Below are 20620 nucleotides of genomic sequence, written 5' to 3' on the forward strand. Positions count from 1 at the left end.
CAATCATAATCAGTGGCTTGACTAGGATATAAAATAAAATATCCCAAATAAATTTCATTTTTTATCTTCCTTTCTAGGAAGTCCCGCAATCCAAGGCAGAGCAGATATCATTTTATAAGCCGCAAGAAATTTAACAACCTCTAAGGCTTTTGGCTCAGATTCCTTCTTCTCAGTCAGTACTTCCATTCCTTTTACCCAGAGGCATGTCCCAATAATTCTAGCCATTCCTGTAAAAAAATTTGGTTGGTTGTCCATGTGATTCTCCCCTAGTTCATGTCATTTCTAACAGATTAGTTCTTATTGTATTCAGTATATCAAATTTATATAGATTATCAAGTTTTTATCTGCAAAATAAAAAAGTTTCATAATCTTTCTAGAAGCCTTCTAGCTAGATTATGAAACTTTAGTGATTATTTCATTTCTTTTTTATAGCGTTCCAATTCTTCTTGGTTAGCCCAAACGTAATGACCTGGACGAATTTCAACCATAGAAGGTTTGTCTGTTTCATAGTCATGTTGGTCTGGATCATAGACTTTCAAAACTTTCTTACGTTCCAAGATTGGATCTGGAATCGGCACAGCTGATAAAAGTGCTTGTGTGTATGGATGAACTGGATTGTTAAACAATTCTTCAGTTTCAGCCACTTCAACAATGACACCCTTATAAATTACCGCGATACGATCAGAGATAAAACGAACTACTGACAAATCGTGGGCGATAAAGAGATAGGTCAAGCCCAATTCCTTCTGGAATTTCTTGAGCAAGTTCAAAACTTGGGCACGAACTGAAACGTCCAAGGCTGAAATTGGCTCATCTGCGATTACAAAGTCAGGTTGCATAACCAAGGCACGAGCGATACCAATACGTTGACGTTGTCCACCTGAAAACTCATGAGGATAACGTGTCAAATGTTCAGCCAAAAGTCCAACTTCACTAATGATTTTTTTAACTTTTTCTTGTCTTTCTTCCTCATCCTTAAATAGATGGAAATTATAAAGACCTTCAGAAATGATATAGTCAACCGTGGCACGCTCATTCAAACTAGCAGCAGGGTCTTGGAAAATCATTTGAATACGACGGATTACTTCAGCTTCTTGAGCTCGTGATTTTTTACCGTTGATCTTTTTACCTTCGAAGAGGATATCCCCTTTACTGGTATTATTCAAACCGATAATTGCACGACCAATCGTTGTTTTACCACTACCTGACTCACCAACTAGAGAGAAAGTTTCACCTTTGTTGATAAAGAAGTTAGCATTTTTAACGGCTACAAACTTTTTGCTTCCTTCACCGAAGGAAATCTCTAAGTCTTTAATTTCTACTAATTTTTCAGACATTTCCTTCCTCCTAGTTTTCTAGATGAACAAGACCCATTCTCTCACGAATCTTGTCATGTAAATTTGAAATTACTGCTGGTTTTTCAACTTTTGGAGCTCGTTCATCAAGCAACCAAGTTTTAGCCCAATGAGTATCTGACACAGCAAATTGAGGTGCTTTTTCTTCAAAATCGATCTTCATTGCGTAATCTGAACGAAGAGCAAATGCATCACCTTTTAATTCTGTATATAGTGACGGAGGAGTACCTGGAATTGAATATAGTTCTCCTTTATCATCAGCTAACTGTGGCAAACTTGATAAGAGGCTCCATGTGTATGGGTGACGTGGATCGTAGAAGATTTCTTCAACTGTACCATACTCAACGATTTCACCAGCATACATAACCGCAACTTTGTCAGCAATACTTGCTACCACACCAAGGTCGTGTGTGATAAAGATTGTTGTAAAGTGGTATTCATTTTGTAGAGACTTCAACAAGTCAATAATCTGAGCTTGAATGGTAACATCAAGGGCCGTAGTTGGCTCATCACAGATAAGAACATCTGGACGACATGCAAGAGCGATAGCGATAACGATACGTTGACGCATCCCTCCAGAATATTGGAATGGATACTCCTCAAAACGCTTTTCAGCATCAGGAATACCAACCTTATTCATGTAGTCGATAGCCATTTCTTTTGCTTCTTTAGCTGTTTTACTTTGGTGTTTAATAATAACCTCAGTAATTTGGCTTCCGATTGTTTTGATTGGATCCAAACTAGTCATAGGATCTTGGAAGATAGTTGCAATCTTAGCCCCACGAATTTGTTCCCAATCTTTGTGAGACGAAAGTGCTGTTAGGTCTTGTCCACGGTAATCGATGCTCCCCTGAGCGATACGACCGTTTTCTTCTAACATTCCTGTAAAAGTTTTTGTCAAAACTGATTTACCCGAACCAGATTCTCCAACCAAGGCAAGAACTTCTCCTTCAATCAACTCAAGAGAAACTCCGCGAATAGCGGTCAAAACTTTGTCACGAACATCAAATTCCACGACAATATCTTGAGCAGATAAAATTACATTTTTATTATTCGTCATTTCTACTCCTATCTATGTGTACGTGGATCACTAGCATCGGCTAGGTTTTGTCCAACAATGAATAGTGATAAGGACACCAAGACCAAAGTGGTCAATGGAATCCAGAAGAGGTAGGCATTTGTCGTTACGTTCTGAGAATAATCTGAGATCAAACGTCCCAAACTAGGAACCGTAATCGGTAGACCAAGCCCAAAGAATGAAAGGAAAGCTTCATACGAGATAAAGGCTGGCAGCATTTGTGTCAAAGTCGTCACGATAACAGATACCAACTGAGGCATAATATTTTTTACTATAATTTTATAAGTTGGTGTCCCCAGCGTCTGAGAAGCAAGGTTATATTCCAAATCACGATAACGCATGATTTGAATACGGATTGAATAAGCAATACCAATCCATGTAGTTACACTCATGGCAAAAATCAAGTTCCAGAAACCTGCACCGATAGAGTAAGTCAAAACGATAACGATCAATAGCGATGGAATATTGTTGATAACGTTGTAGACTTCCATCATGATACGGTCTACTGATTTTGAAATACCCCAGATTCCACCTACAATCACACCGATAACAAGGTTGATAAAGGTCGCAATTACAGAAATCAAGATAGAGTTACGAGCTCCAAACCAGACACCATCAAAGAGAGATTTCCCGTTACTATCTGTACCGAACCAATATTCACCATTCGGTTTGATATAGCGAGCACTAAAATCATTTACCTTACTTACATCGTTAAAGTCAAAATCTGAGAACATTGGGTAGATAAAACTCATCAAAACGATGGCAATCAAGATACCAAGCATGATGACTGTTGATTTTTTCTTCAAAAACTGTCTAAAGACAGAACCCCAGTATGAATAAGCAGGAGTATCAATTGCTTCAGAGGCAAAATCATCACGTTTTACAAATTGAAATTTATCATTACTAATTGTAGACATTATTTGCCTCCTTTCTCTGTCAGTTTAATACGTGGGTCAATCATAGTCATCCAAATATCCCCTACAAATAATGAGAAGATAGAAATACATGTAAAGATAAAGACAAGACCAACAACCATATTGTTGTTTGATGCTTTTACAGAGTCAATCAGCATTTTACCCATACCAGGGAAAGCGAAGACTGTTTCTGTAAGAGTTGCTCCACTGATAACACCAATAATAGAACCTGGAATACCTGAAACGAGTGGTACCATAGCGTTCTTAAAGATGTGTTTATTTGAAATTTCTTTCTCAGATAGACCTTTTGCACGTGCAAAACGAACGAAGTCTTGAGATTGTAAGTCAATCATGTAACGACGAATCCAAATTGCCATACCAGGTGCACCCAACAAGCCCAAAATCACTGCAGGTAAAACATACGAACGCCAGTCTCCAGCACCCAAGATAGGGAATGAATCTGGGAATCCAATTGAAGAACCAATCAAACGAATGATGTATACAAGGGCAATGGTTGGAAGAGCAAGTAAGAAGGTCAAAGCTCCTGTAGAGAAACTATCAATCCAAGTATTCTTGAACCGAGCCATTGCAGAACCAAGTGGAATTGCAATCGCGTATGAAATAGCAAGACCAATCAAACCTGTGATAGCAGAGCTTGTAATCATTGAAGGATATTGATAATTACTTTCAGTAGCTGTATAAGGATCATCCTTACCATAGTTTGCTACTTCACGTGCATCTGCTTGACTTGGAGATTTGTAGGTTCTTGAGTAAATGTTAACTGATGATGTTTTCTTACCAGTTGGGAATTGAACTTCTGAAGTCTTGGTTTGTCCTTGACCTTGTGTGATAACTTGAAGAACAGGAGTATTGGCATAAGTTGGGTAAGAATCTCCTAAGTTCAAGTTGACAAAGTTTTGGTGAACAAATGGGAATTGACTGTTGAAGTACAAGAGGTATTTATGTTTAGTCCCTGAACCTACTAGAGACCATCCAATAGCCGGATCGTTTTCAAATCGCAAATAACGCTCTAAATTAGGATTTTCCGGGTCTTGAATCTTATTTGTATGGTCAATTTCAAGCAAGTTTGCATAGAATTTGAACACACGCTCGAAAATAGGGATTTCACGAGTAGCATAGAATTGTCCGCTCTCTGTGAATTCACCCAAAGTCCAACCGTTACCAAGTTGTTGGATATATTTTTCGTAGATAGCTTTATTTGTATCGTTTGCATCAACGGTTACAGAAGGGTCAATGCTACTAGCTTTTTCCTGCAACTCTTTCGTATCGTAATATTCGATATAACCCATACGCTCAAAAACAGTATTTTCATAGTTATCACGTTTATCAGCTGTGGTTGCAATTTTATTGTAGTTAGTATCTTGTTTGAAGATCAACTTCCGTGGAACCATCGTATAGATGATTGTGTAAATCAAGGTCGTTACTAAAAAGATAGAAACTAACGACCGCAAGATACGCATAAAAACATATTTTTTCATATTATTTCCTTTAAAATCCCAAAAGAACCTTCTCCTTTTGGAGAGAAAGTTCTGATGAGCATTATTTATTTCACGTGGCTCGCTAATTCTTTTTGAGCTTTTTCGTTTGATTCAGCTTTTTCTTTGAGCCATTTTTCACGAGCTTCTTTGTACTCTTTAGCAGTTACAGTGTTAGCTTGCAATTTAAGATATTTGAAGTAAACATCTGAACCTTTATCACCAGATTGAGTATAAGATGCTGAGAATGGAACAACACGAGAGATAATAGGAGCTGCTCCTGAAGATGCCATTGCAGGAAGGAAGAGTGAGCTATCTGTCAACCAAGCTTGAGCTGCTGCATATTTTTCATAACGAGTCGCAAGATCGCTTGTTTCATTTCCAGCTTCATCAACTAATTTATCATATTCTTTCAAACCAACTTGAGCAACTGCTGGGTTAGATGGATTGTCATATCCCATGTAAGTCTTAGTTGTTTCGCTATTAGTTGTTTTCAAGATATCAAGGTATGTTGATGGGTCTTCATAGTCAGGGTTCCATCCAACTGCACCTGAAAGATCCCAATCCTCTGCAGCTGCGCTAGCTGCGTAGTATGTGATATTGTGTAGTTCGTCTGTAGTGATTTGTTGGATATCAATCACTACATTTTCAGTTCCAAGTGTAGTTTCAACTGATTGCTTGAATGACTGGATACGAGCAATGTAACCTTTAGATGTTTGGTCTACTGGAATATCCAAGTGGATAGGGAATTTCACACCTTCAGCTTCTAGAGCAGTTTTCGCTTTAGCTAATTCAGCTTTAGCCTTATCCGCATTGAAGAGTCCATCTTGACCATCAGCAAGGTTTACATTTTTCCACTCATCACCATAAGTAGCAACTTTTTCAGTTACCATGTCCCCAAATGTTTTACCGTTAGCAGACACAAACTCTGGTTTTACAAAGAGGTTACGAACAGCAAGAGGAGCTCCCTTTTCACCATTAAGTTGAGCAGAGTATGCAGTACGGTCAAATGCAAAGTTCAAAGCTTGACGGAAATCTTTATTAAGAAGGGCTTTCTTAGTAGCAGTCTTTTCTTCGTCAGTAGTTTTTGAAGTGTATTTGTATGATTGACGATCAATATTGATACCCAAACCAGCGATACCTGGACCTTGTGGATTGTAGTAGATATTGTCTTTGTATGTTTCTTCAACTTTTGAGAAGTTTGAGCTGGTTGGGAAAAGACGAGCATAGCTGTAAGCTCCACTTGTAAAGTTACGTTCAAGTGATTCTTGGTCTGAACCATCGTAGTAAGCAAGGGTTACAGTATCCAAATGAACATTATCTTTATCCCAATAGTTTTCATTCTTCACAAATTCGATAGATGACTTAGCAGTCAAACCTCTAAGCAAGAATGGACCATTGTAAAGCAAAGAAGTTGGATCAGTCGCTTTACCGAAGTCTGAACCTTTTGATTTTTCAAATTCTTCGTTCAAAGGCCAAAAGATTGAGTAAGCCATTTTAGTATTCCAATACGGCTCAGGCTTGTTCAAAGTGTATTGGAGAGTATAGTCATCAACTGCTTTAACACCAACTGAAGCAAAATCTTTATTGTTTCCGGCTACATAATCAGCTAGACCTTTAACTGAATTTTCTGCTAGATACATTGCTGCTGATTTGTTATCAGCCGCGTGTTTCAAACCATTTACGAAGTCTTTAGCAGTTACTTCTGCGTACTCTTCACCATCAGAAGTGAACCATTTTACTCCCTTACGAATCTTGTAAGTATAAGTTAAACCATCTTGTGATACAGACCAGTCTTCTGCAACTGCTGGTGTAATGTTCCCATATTTATCATTTGTAAATAGGCCATCAATACCATTTGAAGTAGCCACTTTTGTACTTTGTTTACCAGAGATAAGATAATCCAAAGTTTCTGGATCAGCGGTATATGTATAACCGTAAGCTTTTGGAGCCTCTGCATCATTAGATGATTTTGAAGAACCGCAAGCTGCAAGAACACCTGTAGCAAGTAATGCAACACCGGCTACTGCAAGAATCCGACTTTTTTTCATATTTATAAACTCCTCGTTTTAAATTGTGGATATTGAAAATTATACCACAGTTTTTTTAAAAAGTAAACGAATTTTCAGAATATTTTGTCGCATGTTTTTTTAAACATTTGAATCTTATGTTTTCAGAAAAGAAAACTATTGACGAGAAACAATTTTCAAGGTATAATAATAAAAGTTAAGGCGGTATAGCCAAGTGGTAAGGCACGGCTCTGCAAAAGCTTGATCGTCGGTTCAAATCCGTCTACCGCCTCTATATAAACGAAGACTCCTAACGGAGTCTTTTCTTTTTTACACTTAAAAAGCTTTATCAGTTTTCTCTGATAAAGCTTTTGTTTTATTCAGTTTCTTCTTCTGATTCAAGTTCTTGGATTTGAACCTTAAGCTTGGTGACACGACCATTTTTGACCTTGTCATTTGTCAAGGTGATATGCTTATTTCCACTATCTAACTCATAGCTGAGTTTCTCAGATGTTGGAATAGTTCCCACACCTGTCAAATAATAACCAGCAATGGTATCTACATTGTCACTTTCAAGCTCGACATCAAAATAATCATTGAAATCGTTCAAATTCATTGTCCCTTGGACAATATGAGTGTCCTCGCCGATAGTATGAACATAGACTTCAGCACGGTCAGTTTCATCATCAATCTCACCAACAATCTCTTCAAGGAGATCCTCAAGTGTTACCAAACCAGCCATTCCTCCGTATTCATCAAGAAGAATAGCCATCTGTCTTTGTGAATTTCTCAGTTCTTTTAACAAATCGTCCACAAAAATGGTTTCAGGTACAAATAAAGGTTCCTGTAATATCTTTCTCAATACAATATTATCAAAACCATCGGTAAACCCTGCTTTTAGCAGATTCTTTGTATGAATCAAACCAATGACATTGTCCTTATCGCCGTCATAAACAGGAATTCGAGAAAAATTTTGTTTTAAGATACTTTCGATAATGGTCTGAGTGTCATCTTGGATATCTACCATAAAGGCATCTGTTCGAGGAACCATGACTTCACGCGCCATAAGCTCATCCAGTGAGAAAATCCCCTGCAACATCTCGATTTCATCAGCATCCAAAGTTTCTTCGCTTTTAGTCAGCATGTACTCAATCTCATCACGAGTCATTTTTTCGTCTGCATCGTCAAATGTCATCGGCGTCAAACGGCTCAAAAGATTGGTTGATGCAGATAGCAACCAAACAAAGGGACTCACAATCTTACCGATAGCAATAATAAATGGTACCGTTCGGATTGCCAAGGCATCCTTAAGATTTAGAGCAATGCGTTTAGGATAAAGTTCGCCAAAAACGATTGAAATATATGTCAAAAAAGCAAGTGATAAGAAAGAAGCTACTGCATACGCAGTTTCGCTATTTCCCATCCATGAGGCTATCAATTGTCCTAGAGAGTCTGCTAGTTTAGCCCCTGACAAGATTGTAATTAAAGTAATACCAACTTGAATGGTTGATAAAAAGTGATTGGGGTTTTCAAGTACCTTTAGCAAACGGATATAGCGTTTATCTCCCTCTTCAGCCTTTTGTTCAACACGTGAGCGACTAAGAGAAACTATAGCCATCTCTGTAGCAGAGAAAAAAGCATTTAAAAAGGTCAAAACAACTAATAATACAAATTGCAGTAACAAATCCTGACTGCTCGGGTCTTCCATTTTCCTTCTCCTAAAAAGTATAATTGTGACTATTATACCATATTTTTCAACTTCTACACATTAAATTGTGATTTCTATAGTAAATCCCCTACCGAAACAATAAGGGACCGACTATCTATTAGTTCTTTGTAACAGTTACTTTTCCTGTTCGGTAATCTAACTGAATTCCCTTTTGAACGTTAGGAACCACGACGTTAAACTCCAATTCACCATCAGATGATTTGGCTTCAATTTGAGATGCAGAAGGAACCAAATCTTCTTCTGTAGCGTAGAGCAATGTGACACGGTAACGCACGCGCTTATTTTGATCCAAAGCCTTTCGAACTAAACTTTCATAGTAGTTTTGTCCAGTCGAATCTTCTGCGCGTGCTTGGTTGGCCCAGGCTGTTTGTACAGCGATATTTTTGGGATTGCTAGTAGATGCATCAAAACCATCTAAACCACCAATCAAGGCATAGCCTAATAAATGTCCTCTATCTACAGCGTGATTATAAGTCCCTTTTAGGTTTTTGACCTGATGCCATCCTGCCGGGGTCCAAGAAGTTGAACCATTCCCGGTTTCTTCACGGTCTTTGTACTGTCTTGTTGCTTTTGACATGAGGGCGTTAGCCACAGTTGGAACTGTCTCCCCACCTACAGTTTTTGTCTTGTTATCAGCATAAGGTTTACTTGAGACCTTTGCATCTAAGTTCGTTTTGTTCCCATTTACGATAAAGGCACCTGCTCCATTCCACTCAAGAGTACCCTTTATTTGTTTTTTTACCGAATCAGTCAGTACACTCTCGGCCAATTTTTGGCTTGGAGTATCAAGCGACTGGGATTTCTGGTTAACCTGTGTTTTCGGTGTAGCATTGGAAGCCTGCATTTCTTTTATGTAGTAACTTCCTGCCGACAAAAGTAGGAAAAGCAGAAGACCTATGAGTGCCTGCCTTGTTTTTTTATTCATACTTTCTCCTTCATTTCACTTCCTAGAAAAGAAGCTGGGACAAAAGTCCTAGCCTCTCAATTGTCTTTGGATTGTCGATCAAGACGCAGTGGCTGAGTGGGCTCTACTACGCTGATTTCATCAGCTTTTACAGCCCTACTCAACTGTGCGGAGGTGGGACAACAAAATCGAATTCTAACGAATTACCGATTTCTGTCCCACTCTCATTTCCCTGTAAATTTCGCAATTAACTCATGCCACTTTTCTGGAGCTAAAATCGCCCATGGATCTTGCCCCTTGCCTAAGATACCGTAGCCAATCATCAAGCCAATTCCAAGTGCTAAGACACCTAAAAGTAAAACAATGATGACTAAAAGAAATCGACGCAACACATAAGCTACTTCTTTATTCATCTTCATCAGCTTCCACACTTACCCGTTCAATATTAGCCCCTAACTGAGCTAATTTTTCATGAAAACGATAATAGCCCCTATCCAAATGGACAAGTTTTCCAACAACAGTCTCACCTTCAGCCACTAAGCCTGTCAATATCAAGGCTGCACTTGCACGAAGGTCCGTAGACAGCACTTCTGCCCCTTGGAGAGGTTGCCCGCCAACAATACGAGCAGTGTCACGGATAATCTCAGAATGCAAGCCCATGCGACGCATTTCCTCTAGATGTTGGAAACGATTCTCAAAGACTGTCTCAACCATAGTTGATTCTCCTTGAGCAACCGTCATAAGAGCAGTAAACTGCGCCTGCATGTCCGTTGGAAACCCTGGATGTGGTAAGGTCTTGACATGAACTGCTTTTAGTTTGTCTCGTTGAGAACGGATGCGGATTCCTTCATCTTCATCGATGACTTCAACACCCATTTCTTGTAATTTCGCCAACAAGGGACGGTTGTGTTCCCAGATAGCATCTTGAATCAGGACATCTCCACCTGTCATTGCAGTAGCAACCATGAATGTCCCTGCTTCGATGCGGTCTTGAACAACGTTATGGGTTGCACCATGCAAGTTTTCAACACCAGTGATAGTAATGCTCTCTGTTCCCGCACCTTTGACTTTAGCACCCATTTTATTTAAAAGAACAGCCAAGTCTACAATTTCAGGTTCACGCGCAGCATTTTCGATAACAGTTACGCCATCAGCTAGCGTTGCAGCCATCATCAAGTTTTGGGTTGCCCCAACACTAGGAAAGTCCATATAGATATGGGCTCCATGCAAGCGTTCTGCCTTAGCTTCGATATAGCCAGCTGTTTGGGTGATCTTAGCCCCCATTGCTTCCAAACCTTTAAGGTGAAGGTCAATCGGACGACTACCGATCGTACAACCACCTGGCATCGAAACTTTAGCGTGACCAACCCTAGCCAGGATTGGACCCAAGACTACAATAGAAGCACGCATCTTGCTGACATACTTATAGGGAGCTTCTTCTGTGATATCATCTGTTGCATCCACTTCAACAATGTGTGCATCTTGGTCAAAATTAACTTTCGCATTTAATCCACGAACTACTTGGTTCATGGTAAAGACATCCGATAGGATAGGAACATTTTTTAAAACTGTTTTTCCTTCGCTTGCTAAAATTGTCGCTGCAAGTAGTGGCAAAACTGCATTTTTCGCGCCCTCAATGGTAACACTTCCGACAAGGCGATTATCGCCACCTCGAACTACAATTTTTTCCATAAATATTTTCCTTTACTTTCGAGTTTAGAATAATGTCCGTACGGCTTCTTGCCATAGTTGGTAGAGATTTAGGAAAAAAGAACTGATTAGATACCCTAAACCGATACTACACAACACTACCAAAAGTCGTACTTTCCTCGCATTGTCCTTAGTCACCTTCAAAATTTGATCCCATTTGACTAAATCTTTCAAAAGTTGAAAAACTAGGTAGACAAAAAACATATGACTACTGAGGGTAAAAAACAATTGAATCATCTGCCTATTATACCATCTTCTCTTTTTCAACGCTAGTCTATGGACTTGCACTATATTTTATGGGTTGTTTTTCAAGTAATCAATTGCATCCTGAAGTGTTTTTACAGGAACAATCTTCATGTCTGTTTTAATCATTTCAGCAGCTTCTACAGCCGTGTCATAATTACTTTTAGCATTAGGATTGGCCTTTTTAGCTTCTTCAGTTACTGGATTGTTAGGAGCAAAGAATACAGTAGCTCCTTTTTTTGCAGCAGCAACAACTTTTTTGTCAATTCCACCAATATCACCAACATTTCCATCTCTGTCGATACTTCCTGTACCAGCAATAATACGTCCATTTCGAAGAGTTGGATCTGCAATTTGCGTATAGATGGATAAACTAAACATCATTCCAGCACTCGGACCACCAATGCCAGCAGTTGAAAACTTGATTGGCACATCACTTGACACTTCTGTGCGGTCAATCAACCCGATTCCAATACCATTTTTCCCATTTTCCAGAGTAATGATTTTTCCTTCAGCGGTTTTGACTTTCCCATCTTCTTGATAAGTAACCTTAACCTTGTCACCTAGAGTTTGAGAGTTGACGTAGTCGACCATTTCCTTAGAGCTCTCAAAAGTCTTATCATTGACAGCTGTTACAGTGTCAGCGATATTGAGAATACCCTTGAAGGTTGAGTTATCTGTTACGGTCAAAACATAGACTCCCAGGTATTTGAGTTCTATCTCCTTGCCCGCCGCCTTCAGACCTTGATATTTGGCCATATTTTGCGAAGTTTCCATGTAAAACTGGTTGATTCGCATAAATTCTGCATCTGAAGAACCACCTGTCATTTCTTTGGCACTACGAATATCTGTAAAAGGTGTTAGCCAAGCATAAACCAAGTCCACCATTCTGGCGTGTTTAACTCCTACCGTCACAAATTGGTAAGAACCTTCTTCTTGATCAGATTGGTTATTGACTTGTAAAACCTTTCGAATATCTTCTGAAGTCCCTGGCACCTCAATATAATAAGGAAGTGGTACCGTAAAAGCTATAAAAGTGATAATGAGCCCGATGATTAAATATATGGGCCATCTAGTTTTTTTCTTCATTCTTTAACTCCTCCAAGACTACATTTGGTACATACTTGCTAATATCTTGTTCAAACTTCAATAGTTCTCTAACAGCTGAAGAGCTGATATAAACATGCTCTGGGCGACTATGGAGATAGACTGTCTCAATCTCTCCTGCTAATTGATGGTTGTAAAAATCAAAACTGGCTTCATACTGAAGATCCGCAGCGTTACGCAAACCACGAACAAGAACATGGACACCTAGTTTTCTAGCAACATCAACGACTAATTCATCATGAGAGGATATGACCTGGACATTTTTTAGGTGTCCCACCGCTTTTTCAACCGTCTCTAGCCGACTTTCTATCGGTAAAAATCCATTTTTGTGTGGATTATAAAAAATTCCCACATACAATTTATCAAAGAGCTTACTTGCACGCTCAATGAGATCCATATGCCCATTTGTCATTGGATCAAAAGAACCTGTGAATAGCCCAATTTTATCTGACATAAACCGTCACCTTACTAATCCCATATATTTTTTCCTTCCAGATGCCCAAACAGGCGATTTCTTCTGGAAGTTCTACTGATTTATCGGTCTCACAGACCACCATGACATCTTCTGAGAAAAGATTTCTCTCCGCCATTTTTTCAATGTCGGATACGATCTGTTCTTTTGCATAGGGAGGATCCAAAAAGATGAGATCAAAGACACCATCCACTTGCTCCAATGCGCGACTGGATTCCATTTTCAATAATTGAAATTTAGAGGTTTCCTTGGTCATCTGAATGTTTTCTGCCACAATATTCTGTGCTCGGCGATCCTTCTCAACTAGGACAGCGCTCGACATCCCTCTTGAAACCGCTTCAATGGATAAGCCCCCACTACCAGCATAGAGATCTAGCACACGCCCTCCTTCAAAGTAAGGGCCAATCATATTGAAAATAGCTCCGCGGACCTTGTCCGATGTCGGCCTCGTTGTTTTCCCGTCCAAGGTCTTTAAAGGACGTCCTCCGTAGATTCCTGATACGATTTTCATAAGGTATATTATACCAAATTCTGATGAAATAAGAAAATCGAACCTCTCGGTTCGATTGATTAAAGAATATTCTCGTAAGTATCTCTGACTTCTTGTGGCCAAACACTGGTTTGAACTTCACCGATGTGCTTCTTACGAAGTAAGAACATGGCCATACGAGACTGTCCAATTCCTCCACCGATTGTCAAAGGGAAAAGTCCGTTCAAGAGAGCCTTATGCCATTCTAGACTCAAGCGATCTTCATCTCCCGTAATAGCTACCTGACGACGAAGAGTGTCTTCATCGACACGAATCCCCATTGAAGACAATTCAAAGGCTGCACCCAAATTATCATTCCAAACAAGGATATCTCCATTTAGACCCTTGTAGCCATTTTCAGATTCTGTTGTCCAGTCATCATAGTCCGGCGCACGTCCGTCATGAGGTTTTCCATCTGACAATACACCACCGATACCAATTAGGAAGACCGCACCGAATTCCTTACAGATAGCATTTTCACGTTCTTTTGGAGTTAAGTCTGGGTAACGTTCTACCAATTCTTCAGTATGGATAAAAGTAATTTGCTTCGGCAAGATTGACTCAATATCATAGCGGGCTTCGACTGCCAGCTCTGTTAAACGAATAGCCTTATAAATCTTTTCGACCGTTTCTTTAAGGTAGGCAAGATTGCGCTGTCCATTTGGAATAACTTTTTCCCAGTCCCACTGATCTACATAGACTGAGTGAGTAGCATCTAGTGAGTCTTCGTCTGGACGAAGGGCCTTCATGTGAACAAAGAGGCCTTCTCCCTCACCAAAACCAAAACGAGCCAAGGTATGGCGTTTCCACTTGGCAAGTGAATGCACCACTTCATAGGTTTCATTAGGAATCTGCAAAACCTTAACTGAAACTGGATGTTCAATACCTGAAAGGTTGTCCTGCATCCCATCACCAACCTTACTCAAGATTGGTCCTTGCACTTCTACTACTTCTAACTTATCTTTTAAATATTGGGTAAAGGTATTTTTTACAAAGGAAATCTCTTCTTGCTGATGGATAAAACTTTTCTTCATACGTTCCTCCTTTTGAATAATAAAAAGATTATACCTTTTTGTTATTAAAAAGGAAAGTAAAAATTAAAAAAGAGCTCATTTGAGCTCTAAAAGTATTAATCGTCACGTCCAAAGATTCGTAAGAAGCTAAGGAAGAGGTTGATAAAGTCGAGGTAGAGGCTAAGTGCTAAAGAAATTGCCCAGCCTGTAGCGACCTGACCATCTGACTCTTCGTAAACATAACGAATTTTTTGATTATCCCAAGCAATGAGACCTGCAAAAACAAGCACCATAACAATACTAATAATGTAATCCATTAGGTCACTATTTAGGAAAATATTGACAACCATGGCGAGTATCAGACCAAATAGGGCTGCAATCAAAGCACGACCGATCCCACTCAAATCTTTTTTGATGACTACTCCTACGATAGCCATCACGAAGAAGAGGGCTGCACTGGAGATAAAGGCTGTCAAAACTGTCCCAGGAAGATAGAGCGACACAATGAAGCTTAGTGAAAAACCATTGATCGCTGAGTAGAGCAGAAATATTGGAAAGGTTGCTGGACTATTCTTTACCGCTAAACCACTTGCAAAAATTACTAGAGCTACTTCTACAATTCCTGTGACAATTAACCATATGCGGGCGTTAAGCATTAACTGAACAAGAAGATCTTGGAAGGTTGTTAACATCAAGGCTGAAACGATTGCAGATAAGGCAATCCCAATCCCTACAAAAGCATAGACTTTTGCATAAAATTGATTCAGACCAGAACGTTCTTGAATAATTGTTTGATTCATATCTTTTTCTCCTTATGAAATCTTTTTACTGATTATAACAAAAATAAAACAATTTAACTCAAATAAAACATGAGTATGCCTGCAGCAATTGCAACGTTGAGACTTTCCGCCTTCCCTTTCATGGTAATATGAACCAGTTGGTCTGCCTGATTTGTCATGAATTGACTGATTCCTTGACCTTCATTTCCCATGACCAAGACGAAATCTGCTAGCTGAGCAAGCTCACGATAATCTTTAGAGTTTTGGGACAAAGTAGTTGCCAGAATTGGTAAATTGCCCTTTTTAGCCTCTTCTACAAAAGTTTCAACAGGCATCCGATAAATCGGTACATGAAAATGACTGCCCTGCATGGATCGGAGAGTCTTCAAGCTATATATATCTGCTGACTTGCTTGAAACAATGACTCCAGAAAAACCTGCCGCATCTGCCGTCCGAACCATTGTGCCAACATTTCCAGGATCCTGCACGTCTTCCAAGAAAAGATATTTTCCAGAGGTGAAATCCGGCAACTGCTCTTCTTCCTTTTGAACAATGGCTACAATGCCCTGAGGAGTTTGTGAATCTGCCAAATCAAGCAAGATTTCTTCGGCAACAAAGACGGTCTGAGGGTAGTCCGTTAATTTTTCACCATACTCTGAAAGGGCAAATATTTTCTCAATCTTAGCACCAGCCTGAACAGCCTCTTCAAACAAATGCCATCCTTCAATTAAATAAGAAGATTTTCGATATTTTTTTTGATGCAATTTCTTGGCATTTTTTACCACAGAATTGGCTTTAGAGGTTATAATAGTCATAGGAGTATTATAACACAATCAAGGAGGTTTGGTATGCAAAAGGTCAAAATGATCGCACAGGGTCGCGTTCAAGGCGTTGGTTTCCGCTGGGGCGTCTATACCCTTGCCCTCGAAATAGGTGGAATCACTGGTCGTGTCTGGAACAACGATGACGGAACCGTTGAAATTCTTGCCCAAGCAGAGTCTTCAGCTATCATGGCTAAGTTCATCCAAGAAATCCGAAAGGGACCTACTCCCTTCTCAAAAGTAACTTATCTAGATGTTCAATTGAGCAACTTCCCATCCTATTCAGATTTCAAAGTAGCAAATTAGGTCTCTAGAACTATTGTATATTTTCAAAAAAAACAGTAGAATAGAAAGGTATCATTTTTAAGAAGGAATTAAAACAGTGAAATCAATTAAACGAATCGCCCTCTCTATCATGGGAGTGGCCATGCTATTAGTCTTAACAGGCTGTGTCCAGGTTGATAAAGCAACTGGACAACCAACAGGATTTATCTGGAATACAATCGGAGCACCTATGGCTGAAGCCATCAAGTACTTTGCTACTGATAAAGGGCTAGGCTTTGGGGTCGCTATTATTATCGTAACCATCATCGTCCGCTTGATTATTTTGCCACTGGGTATCTATCAATCTTGGAAGGCAACGCTTCACTCTGAAAAGATGAACGCCCTCAAGCATGTTCTTGAGCCACATCAAACTCGTCTCAAAGAAGCAACTACTCAAGAAGAAAAACTGGAAGCCCAACAAGCTCTCTTTGCTGCTCAAAAAGAGCACGGTATCAGCATGTTTGGCGGAGTAGGATGTTTCCCTCTCCTCATCCAAATGCCTTTCTTCTCAGCGATCTACTTTGCTGCTCAACATACAGAAGGTGTTGCTGAAGCTAGCTTCTTAGGAATCGCACTTGGTTCTCCAAGTTGGATTCTTATCGCCTGTGCAGGTGTTCTCTACTACGTCCAATCGCTCCTTTCACTACACGGAGTTGAAGATGAGACTCAAAGAGAACAACTCAAGAAGATGATTTACATGAGTCCAATGATGATTGTCATGTTCTCAATCTTTTCACCAGCCAGCGTTACGCTTTACTGGGTTGTCGGTGGTTTCATGATGATCCTTCAACAATTCATCGTCAACTACATCATTCGTCCAAAACTTCGTAAAAAAGTACGTGAAGAATATGCCAAGAACCCACCAAAAGCAAGCAAAACTTCAGGTGCTCGTAAAGATGTAACTCCTGAATCAGCAGCAGTTATCTCAACTTCTACTAAGAAGAAAAATAAAAAACGCAATTCTGGAAAACAACATTCTAGATAAAAAATAAAAGGCTTAGCATTCTAGCTAAGCTTTTTTTATATCAGAAAAGCCCGATGTTCCCATCAGGCTTCTTTTTATCCATGTACACGTTTCATGTAATCTTGATAACTTTCTGTATCCATCAATTCCTTAGCATTCTTCACACGATCTGCCGTTGGAGGTTTAACCCCTTCAAGAGAATACGGAATGCCAAGCTCGCGCCATTTGAATTCTCCCATAGTGTGGTAGGGTAGGATTTCAAACTTATCAACGTTTTTAAGAGTTTTTACGAACTTACCAAGCTCAATCAAATCTTCATCACGGTCTGTCAATCCAGGCACAAGAACGTGACGAATCCAAACAGGTTTCCCAATATCTGACAAGTACTGAGCACATGCCAAGATATTTTTATTGGTTTGACTGGTTACAATCTTGTGTTGTGCTTCGTTGATTTCCTTGATATCAAGAAGAACCAAGTCTGTCACGGCCATTAACTTATTGAACTTTTCTAGATAGCGTGGTTTATTACGGAATGGAAGGGCACAAGTATCCAAGGTACAGTGGATTCCTTTTTCTTTTGCTTTGGTAAAGAGGGCAATCAAGAAATCAATCTGCAAGAGAGCTTCTCCTCCACTGACTGTGATACCTCCCTTGTCTCCCCAGAAACCACGATAACGAAGCGCTTCTTCTAGAACATCATCTACTGTTCGTACACGAGATTTATTGGTTTCCATCGCCCATGTGTCAGGGTTATGGCAATATTGGCAACGCATCTGACAGCCCTGCAAAAAGACAATAAAACGAATCCCAGGGCCATCTACCGCCCCAAAACTCTCTGTCGAATGCACCATTCCTGTCACTTGTCCATAGTCAATTGTTTCTTCAGACATCACGTCACCTTCCTTGAAACCGTTTTATAGCTTTATTATATCATGCCTGAAAAGAAAAACCACAGATTTTGTCTATTTTTTAGAAAACAAACTGTTTTTCACTTTCAACTTTCATGATTTTCAAAAATTCTTCTAATCCTTGTCAAATTCGAATCCATAGAGAGTTGCAAAATAGTCCTCAGGTCGCTCTGCTCTACGGATTAGCCGTGCACTACCATCCTCTGTATAGAGAACCTCTGCTGAACGAAGTTTGGCATTGTACTGGTAGCCCATAGAGAAGCCATGCGCACCTGTATCATGAATGACTAACAAATCACCAATTTCTGTTTGAGGTAGTTCACGATTAACCGCAAATTTGTCGTTGTTTTCACAGAGTGAACCAACAACATCAACGACTTCCGTCTGACCGTCAGGATTCATCATATTGGTGATGTGGTGATAAGCTCCATACATAGCCGGTCTCATAAGATTGACAGCTGATGCATCTACTCCGAGATAAGTTCGGTAGGTTTTCTTTTTATGGGTTACTTTAGTCACAAGAATTCCATGAGGCGCTAACATAAAACGTCCTAGTTCTGTAAAAATCTTAACTTGACCAAGACCTACTGGCGTAAGAACTTCTTCATAAACCTGACGAACCCCCTCACCAATTAAAGCAATATCATTTGGCTCCTGGTCCGGACGATAGTTGACCCCGATTCCTCCAGAAAGATTGATGAAGTCCAGCGAAATACCTAACTTTTCCTTGATTTCTACAGCCAGTTCAAAAAGCTGGCGTGCTAATTCTGGATAGTATAGGTGAGTCACTGTATTAGAAGCTAGAAAGGAATGAATCCCAAAAGTTTTTGCTCCCTTTTCTTTCAAGAGAGCAAAGGCTTCAAAGAGCTGTTCCTTAGTCATCCCGAACTTAGCTTCACCAGGATTATCCATAATATCCGTTCCTAATTCAAATACGCCACCAGGATTGTAACGGCAAGAGATAATCTCAGGGATGCCTGCTGCACGTTCTAAATGGGCGATATCTTCAAAGGCATCCAAGTTGATAGTCGCCCCTAATTCGCGGGCATAGGCGTACTCTTGGTCTGGTGTATTGTTAGATGAAAACATCATCTCCGACCCTGTAAATCCAAGCTTATGACTCATCAAGAGCTCTACATAACTAGAACAATCCACTCCACATCCTTCTTCTTGTAAGATTTTTAAGATAGCTGGAGTTGGAGTTGCCTTAACTGCGAAGTATTCTTTAAAGCCTTTATTCCAAGAGAAAGCTTCATTAACTGCGCGTGCTTTCTCGCGAATACCTTTTTCATTGTAGAGATGGAATGGAGTTGGAAACTCTTCAACAATCTTTTCTAAGTCTTCACGTTTAATAAATGGCGTCTTCATAGGGCTCCTTCATATTCATTATCAAAGAAAGGCTGGGACGAAAGTTCCAACCTTTAAGCATCTTATTCTCTCTTATTTTTCTGTTTCAAAGATGTTCCCAACTTCAACTTCAATTTGTTGGTTCTTCACATCAATATTGGTAACTTTTAAGAGTGATTTGTAGTCAAACTGCTGTTCACGATCTTCCTGCGCATTATCAGCAAAGACAGCTACACCAGCTAACTCAGAATCAAACTCTGTTAAAAGGCTAATCATACCGTTAATCGTTCCTCCGCCTTTCAAGAAGTCATCAACAATCAAGACACGGCTTCCTGCTTTAAGGCTACGTTTTGAAAGGAACATTTTTTCAATACGATCGCTAGAACCTGAGACGTAGTTGACACTAACAGTTGAACCCTCAGTGATTTTCAAGTCACGACGGACAATGACAAAAGGTACGTTGAGAACATTTGCTACTGCATTTGCAAGCGGAACCCCTTTGGTCGCTACCGTCATAACAGCATCAATCTTTTGGTCCATAAAGCTCTTGGCAATAATGCGGCCGATATTTTTCAAAATAGCTGGAGTGCTAAGAAGATCAGACAAATAAATGTAGCCACCTGGCAGAATGCGGTCGCTCTCTGAAAGTTTATCGCGAAGCTCTTGGATGATTGTTTTGGACTCAAGGGTAGAGATAGAAGGTGTGAAAATAACTCCACCACCAGCACCTGTCACCGTTTGAATATGGCCGATTTCAATTTCTTCAAAGGCGCGCTTAATAATGACAATATCTTCTGAAATAGAAGATTTGGCAGATTCATACTTTTCCGCAAAGGTATTGAGACTGGTTAATTTGTATGGATTGTTAATCAAATAATTGGAAATAACAACCATCCGATCACTTCTTCTTAATTTCAT

22 protein-coding genes and 1 tRNA gene are annotated in these 20620 nt (G+C 39.7%); 3 read left to right on the forward strand and 20 right to left on the reverse strand.

Annotated features, from left to right (window positions below; genetic code table 11):
- Positions 1–54: 54 nt before the first annotated feature.
- The 6 genes from O3643_RS04065 to O3643_RS04090 form a co-directional block, all read right to left on the reverse strand.
- Entirely contained in the window at positions 55–255 is a 201-nt protein-coding gene (locus O3643_RS04065; RefSeq protein ID WP_006147852.1) for a hypothetical protein, read from the reverse strand.
- Positions 256–410: 155 nt separating this feature from the next.
- Positions 411–1337, reverse strand: coding sequence for an ATP-binding cassette domain-containing protein (locus O3643_RS04070; RefSeq protein ID WP_006147851.1), 927 nt, complete (start codon positions 1335–1337; stop codon positions 411–413).
- A 10-nt stretch (positions 1338–1347) separates the two neighbouring features.
- A complete protein-coding gene (locus O3643_RS04075) occupies positions 1348–2415 on the reverse strand; it encodes an ABC transporter ATP-binding protein (protein ID WP_371500031.1) in 1068 nt (355 codons plus the stop codon).
- 8 nt (positions 2416–2423) lie between these two features.
- Positions 2424–3350, reverse strand: a complete 927-nt coding sequence (gene oppC, locus O3643_RS04080; RefSeq protein WP_036752266.1) for an oligopeptide ABC transporter permease OppC — start codon at positions 3348–3350, stop codon at positions 2424–2426.
- Positions 3350–4846, reverse strand: coding sequence for an ABC transporter permease (locus tag O3643_RS04085; protein ID WP_371500034.1), 1497 nt, complete (start codon positions 4844–4846; stop codon positions 3350–3352). The genes oppC and O3643_RS04085 overlap by 1 nt, the downstream gene beginning before the upstream one ends.
- Positions 4847–4911: 65 nt before the next feature.
- A complete protein-coding gene (locus O3643_RS04090; RefSeq protein ID WP_006152175.1) occupies positions 4912–6894 on the reverse strand; it encodes a peptide ABC transporter substrate-binding protein in 1983 nt (660 codons plus the stop codon).
- A 179-nt stretch (positions 6895–7073) separates the two neighbouring features.
- Between O3643_RS04090 and O3643_RS04095 the strand changes: the two genes are divergently transcribed.
- Positions 7074–7144 (forward strand) — tRNA-Cys (locus tag O3643_RS04095).
- An 84-nt stretch (positions 7145–7228) separates the two neighbouring features.
- On the opposite strand, the gene O3643_RS04100 is transcribed toward O3643_RS04095, so the two are convergent.
- From O3643_RS04100 to O3643_RS04150, 11 genes are all read right to left on the reverse strand, one after another.
- Positions 7229–8560, reverse strand: coding sequence for a hemolysin family protein (locus tag O3643_RS04100; protein ID WP_371500036.1), 1332 nt, complete (start codon positions 8558–8560; stop codon positions 7229–7231).
- A gap of 118 nt (positions 8561–8678) precedes the next feature.
- Positions 8679–9506, reverse strand: coding sequence for a DNA/RNA non-specific endonuclease (locus O3643_RS04105; protein ID WP_371500038.1), 828 nt, complete (start codon positions 9504–9506; stop codon positions 8679–8681).
- A 203-nt stretch (positions 9507–9709) separates the two neighbouring features.
- Positions 9710–9904, reverse strand: coding sequence for a DNA-directed RNA polymerase subunit beta (locus tag O3643_RS04110; RefSeq protein ID WP_371500040.1), 195 nt, complete (start codon positions 9902–9904; stop codon positions 9710–9712).
- Entirely contained in the window at positions 9891–11177 is a 1287-nt protein-coding gene (gene murA, locus O3643_RS04115) for a UDP-N-acetylglucosamine 1-carboxyvinyltransferase (RefSeq protein WP_371500042.1), read from the reverse strand. Before murA ends, O3643_RS04110 begins: the two co-directional genes overlap by 14 nt.
- Positions 11178–11201: 24 nt before the next feature.
- Complete coding sequence (locus tag O3643_RS04120; protein WP_033587493.1) at positions 11202–11432, reverse strand: DUF1146 family protein; 231 nt, start codon at positions 11430–11432, stop codon at positions 11202–11204.
- A gap of 57 nt (positions 11433–11489) precedes the next feature.
- The gene (locus O3643_RS04125; RefSeq protein WP_006147840.1) at positions 11490–12527 is read right to left on the reverse strand and encodes a SepM family pheromone-processing serine protease; all 1038 of its coding nucleotides are present in this window, start codon (positions 12525–12527) and stop codon (positions 11490–11492) included.
- Complete coding sequence (gene coaD / locus O3643_RS04130; protein WP_254724576.1) at positions 12511–12999, reverse strand: pantetheine-phosphate adenylyltransferase; 489 nt, start codon at positions 12997–12999, stop codon at positions 12511–12513. The genes O3643_RS04125 and coaD overlap by 17 nt, the downstream gene beginning before the upstream one ends.
- Positions 12989–13528, reverse strand: a complete 540-nt coding sequence (gene rsmD, locus O3643_RS04135) for a 16S rRNA (guanine(966)-N(2))-methyltransferase RsmD (RefSeq protein ID WP_049494510.1) — start codon at positions 13526–13528, stop codon at positions 12989–12991. The genes coaD and rsmD overlap by 11 nt, the downstream gene beginning before the upstream one ends.
- A gap of 59 nt (positions 13529–13587) precedes the next feature.
- Positions 13588–14580, reverse strand: a complete 993-nt coding sequence (asnA, locus tag O3643_RS04140) for an aspartate--ammonia ligase (protein ID WP_006147837.1) — start codon at positions 14578–14580, stop codon at positions 13588–13590.
- 95 nt (positions 14581–14675) lie between these two features.
- Positions 14676–15359: a Bax inhibitor-1/YccA family protein gene (locus O3643_RS04145; RefSeq protein ID WP_074324314.1), complete on the reverse strand. Its 684-nt coding sequence runs from the start codon at positions 15357–15359 to the stop codon at positions 14676–14678.
- A gap of 53 nt (positions 15360–15412) precedes the next feature.
- On the reverse strand, positions 15413–16153 hold the full coding sequence (locus tag O3643_RS04150) for a TrmH family RNA methyltransferase (protein WP_371500046.1): 741 nt from the start codon (positions 16151–16153) through the stop codon (positions 15413–15415).
- Positions 16154–16186: 33 nt separating this feature from the next.
- On the opposite strand from O3643_RS04150, the gene O3643_RS04155 reads away from it, so the two are divergent.
- Positions 16187–16465, forward strand: coding sequence for an acylphosphatase (locus O3643_RS04155; RefSeq protein WP_004251635.1), 279 nt, complete (start codon positions 16187–16189; stop codon positions 16463–16465).
- A gap of 76 nt (positions 16466–16541) precedes the next feature.
- Positions 16542–17468 (forward strand): membrane protein insertase YidC, encoded by a 927-nt coding sequence (gene yidC / locus O3643_RS04160; protein ID WP_036752222.1) that lies wholly within the window; start codon positions 16542–16544, stop codon positions 17466–17468.
- 74 nt (positions 17469–17542) lie between these two features.
- On the opposite strand, the gene pflA is transcribed toward yidC, so the two are convergent.
- The 3 genes from pflA to purR form a co-directional block, all read right to left on the reverse strand.
- Positions 17543–18337, reverse strand: a complete 795-nt coding sequence (gene pflA, locus O3643_RS04165) for a pyruvate formate-lyase-activating protein (RefSeq protein ID WP_004251620.1) — start codon at positions 18335–18337, stop codon at positions 17543–17545.
- A gap of 132 nt (positions 18338–18469) precedes the next feature.
- Positions 18470–19723, reverse strand: a complete 1254-nt coding sequence (locus O3643_RS04170; RefSeq protein WP_371500049.1) for a diaminopimelate decarboxylase — start codon at positions 19721–19723, stop codon at positions 18470–18472.
- Positions 19724–19795: 72 nt separating this feature from the next.
- Positions 19796–20620 (reverse strand): pur operon repressor, encoded by an 825-nt coding sequence (gene purR / locus O3643_RS04175; protein WP_006147832.1) that lies wholly within the window; start codon positions 20618–20620, stop codon positions 19796–19798.

It is taken from the genome of Streptococcus sp. 20925_1_44 (genome assembly GCF_041432435.1).
Taxonomy (GTDB): domain Bacteria; phylum Bacillota; class Bacilli; order Lactobacillales; family Streptococcaceae; genus Streptococcus; species Streptococcus infantis.

Coding starts and splice junctions, on each gene's coding strand:
- O3643_RS04105 (WP_371500038.1), bottom strand. CDS start 9,506: ATGAATAAAAAAACAAGGCAGGCACTCATAGGTCTTCTGCTTTTCCTA.
- pflA (WP_004251620.1), bottom strand. CDS start 18,337: ATGTCTGAAGAAACAATTGACTATGGACAAGTGACAGGAATGGTGCAT.
- O3643_RS04150 (WP_371500046.1), bottom strand. CDS start 16,153: ATGACTATTATAACCTCTAAAGCCAATTCTGTGGTAAAAAATGCCAAG.
- O3643_RS04155 (WP_004251635.1), top strand. CDS start 16,187: ATGCAAAAGGTCAAAATGATCGCACAGGGTCGCGTTCAAGGCGTTGGT.
- O3643_RS04085 (WP_371500034.1), bottom strand. CDS start 4,846: ATGAAAAAATATGTTTTTATGCGTATCTTGCGGTCGTTAGTTTCTATC.
- O3643_RS04120 (WP_033587493.1), bottom strand. CDS start 11,432: ATGATTCAATTGTTTTTTACCCTCAGTAGTCATATGTTTTTTGTCTAC.
- murA (WP_371500042.1), bottom strand. CDS start 11,177: ATGGAAAAAATTGTAGTTCGAGGTGGCGATAATCGCCTTGTCGGAAGT.
- O3643_RS04090 (WP_006152175.1), bottom strand. CDS start 6,894: ATGAAAAAAAGTCGGATTCTTGCAGTAGCCGGTGTTGCATTACTTGCT.
- oppC (WP_036752266.1), bottom strand. CDS start 3,350: ATGTCTACAATTAGTAATGATAAATTTCAATTTGTAAAACGTGATGAT.
- O3643_RS04110 (WP_371500040.1), bottom strand. CDS start 9,904: ATGAAGATGAATAAAGAAGTAGCTTATGTGTTGCGTCGATTTCTTTTA.
- purR (WP_006147832.1), bottom strand. CDS start 20,620: ATGAAATTAAGAAGAAGTGATCGGATGGTTGTTATTTCCAATTATTTG.
- rsmD (WP_049494510.1), bottom strand. CDS start 13,528: ATGAAAATCGTATCAGGAATCTACGGAGGACGTCCTTTAAAGACCTTG.
- O3643_RS04065 (WP_006147852.1), bottom strand. CDS start 255: ATGGACAACCAACCAAATTTTTTTACAGGAATGGCTAGAATTATTGGG.
- O3643_RS04100 (WP_371500036.1), bottom strand. CDS start 8,560: ATGGAAGACCCGAGCAGTCAGGATTTGTTACTGCAATTTGTATTATTA.
- asnA (WP_006147837.1), bottom strand. CDS start 14,580: ATGAAGAAAAGTTTTATCCATCAGCAAGAAGAGATTTCCTTTGTAAAA.
- O3643_RS04125 (WP_006147840.1), bottom strand. CDS start 12,527: ATGAAGAAAAAAACTAGATGGCCCATATATTTAATCATCGGGCTCATT.
- O3643_RS04075 (WP_371500031.1), bottom strand. CDS start 2,415: ATGACGAATAATAAAAATGTAATTTTATCTGCTCAAGATATTGTCGTG.
- O3643_RS04070 (WP_006147851.1), bottom strand. CDS start 1,337: ATGTCTGAAAAATTAGTAGAAATTAAAGACTTAGAGATTTCCTTCGGT.
- O3643_RS04170 (WP_371500049.1), bottom strand. CDS start 19,723: ATGAAGACGCCATTTATTAAACGTGAAGACTTAGAAAAGATTGTTGAA.
- O3643_RS04145 (WP_074324314.1), bottom strand. CDS start 15,359: ATGAATCAAACAATTATTCAAGAACGTTCTGGTCTGAATCAATTTTAT.
- coaD (WP_254724576.1), bottom strand. CDS start 12,999: ATGTCAGATAAAATTGGGCTATTCACAGGTTCTTTTGATCCAATGACA.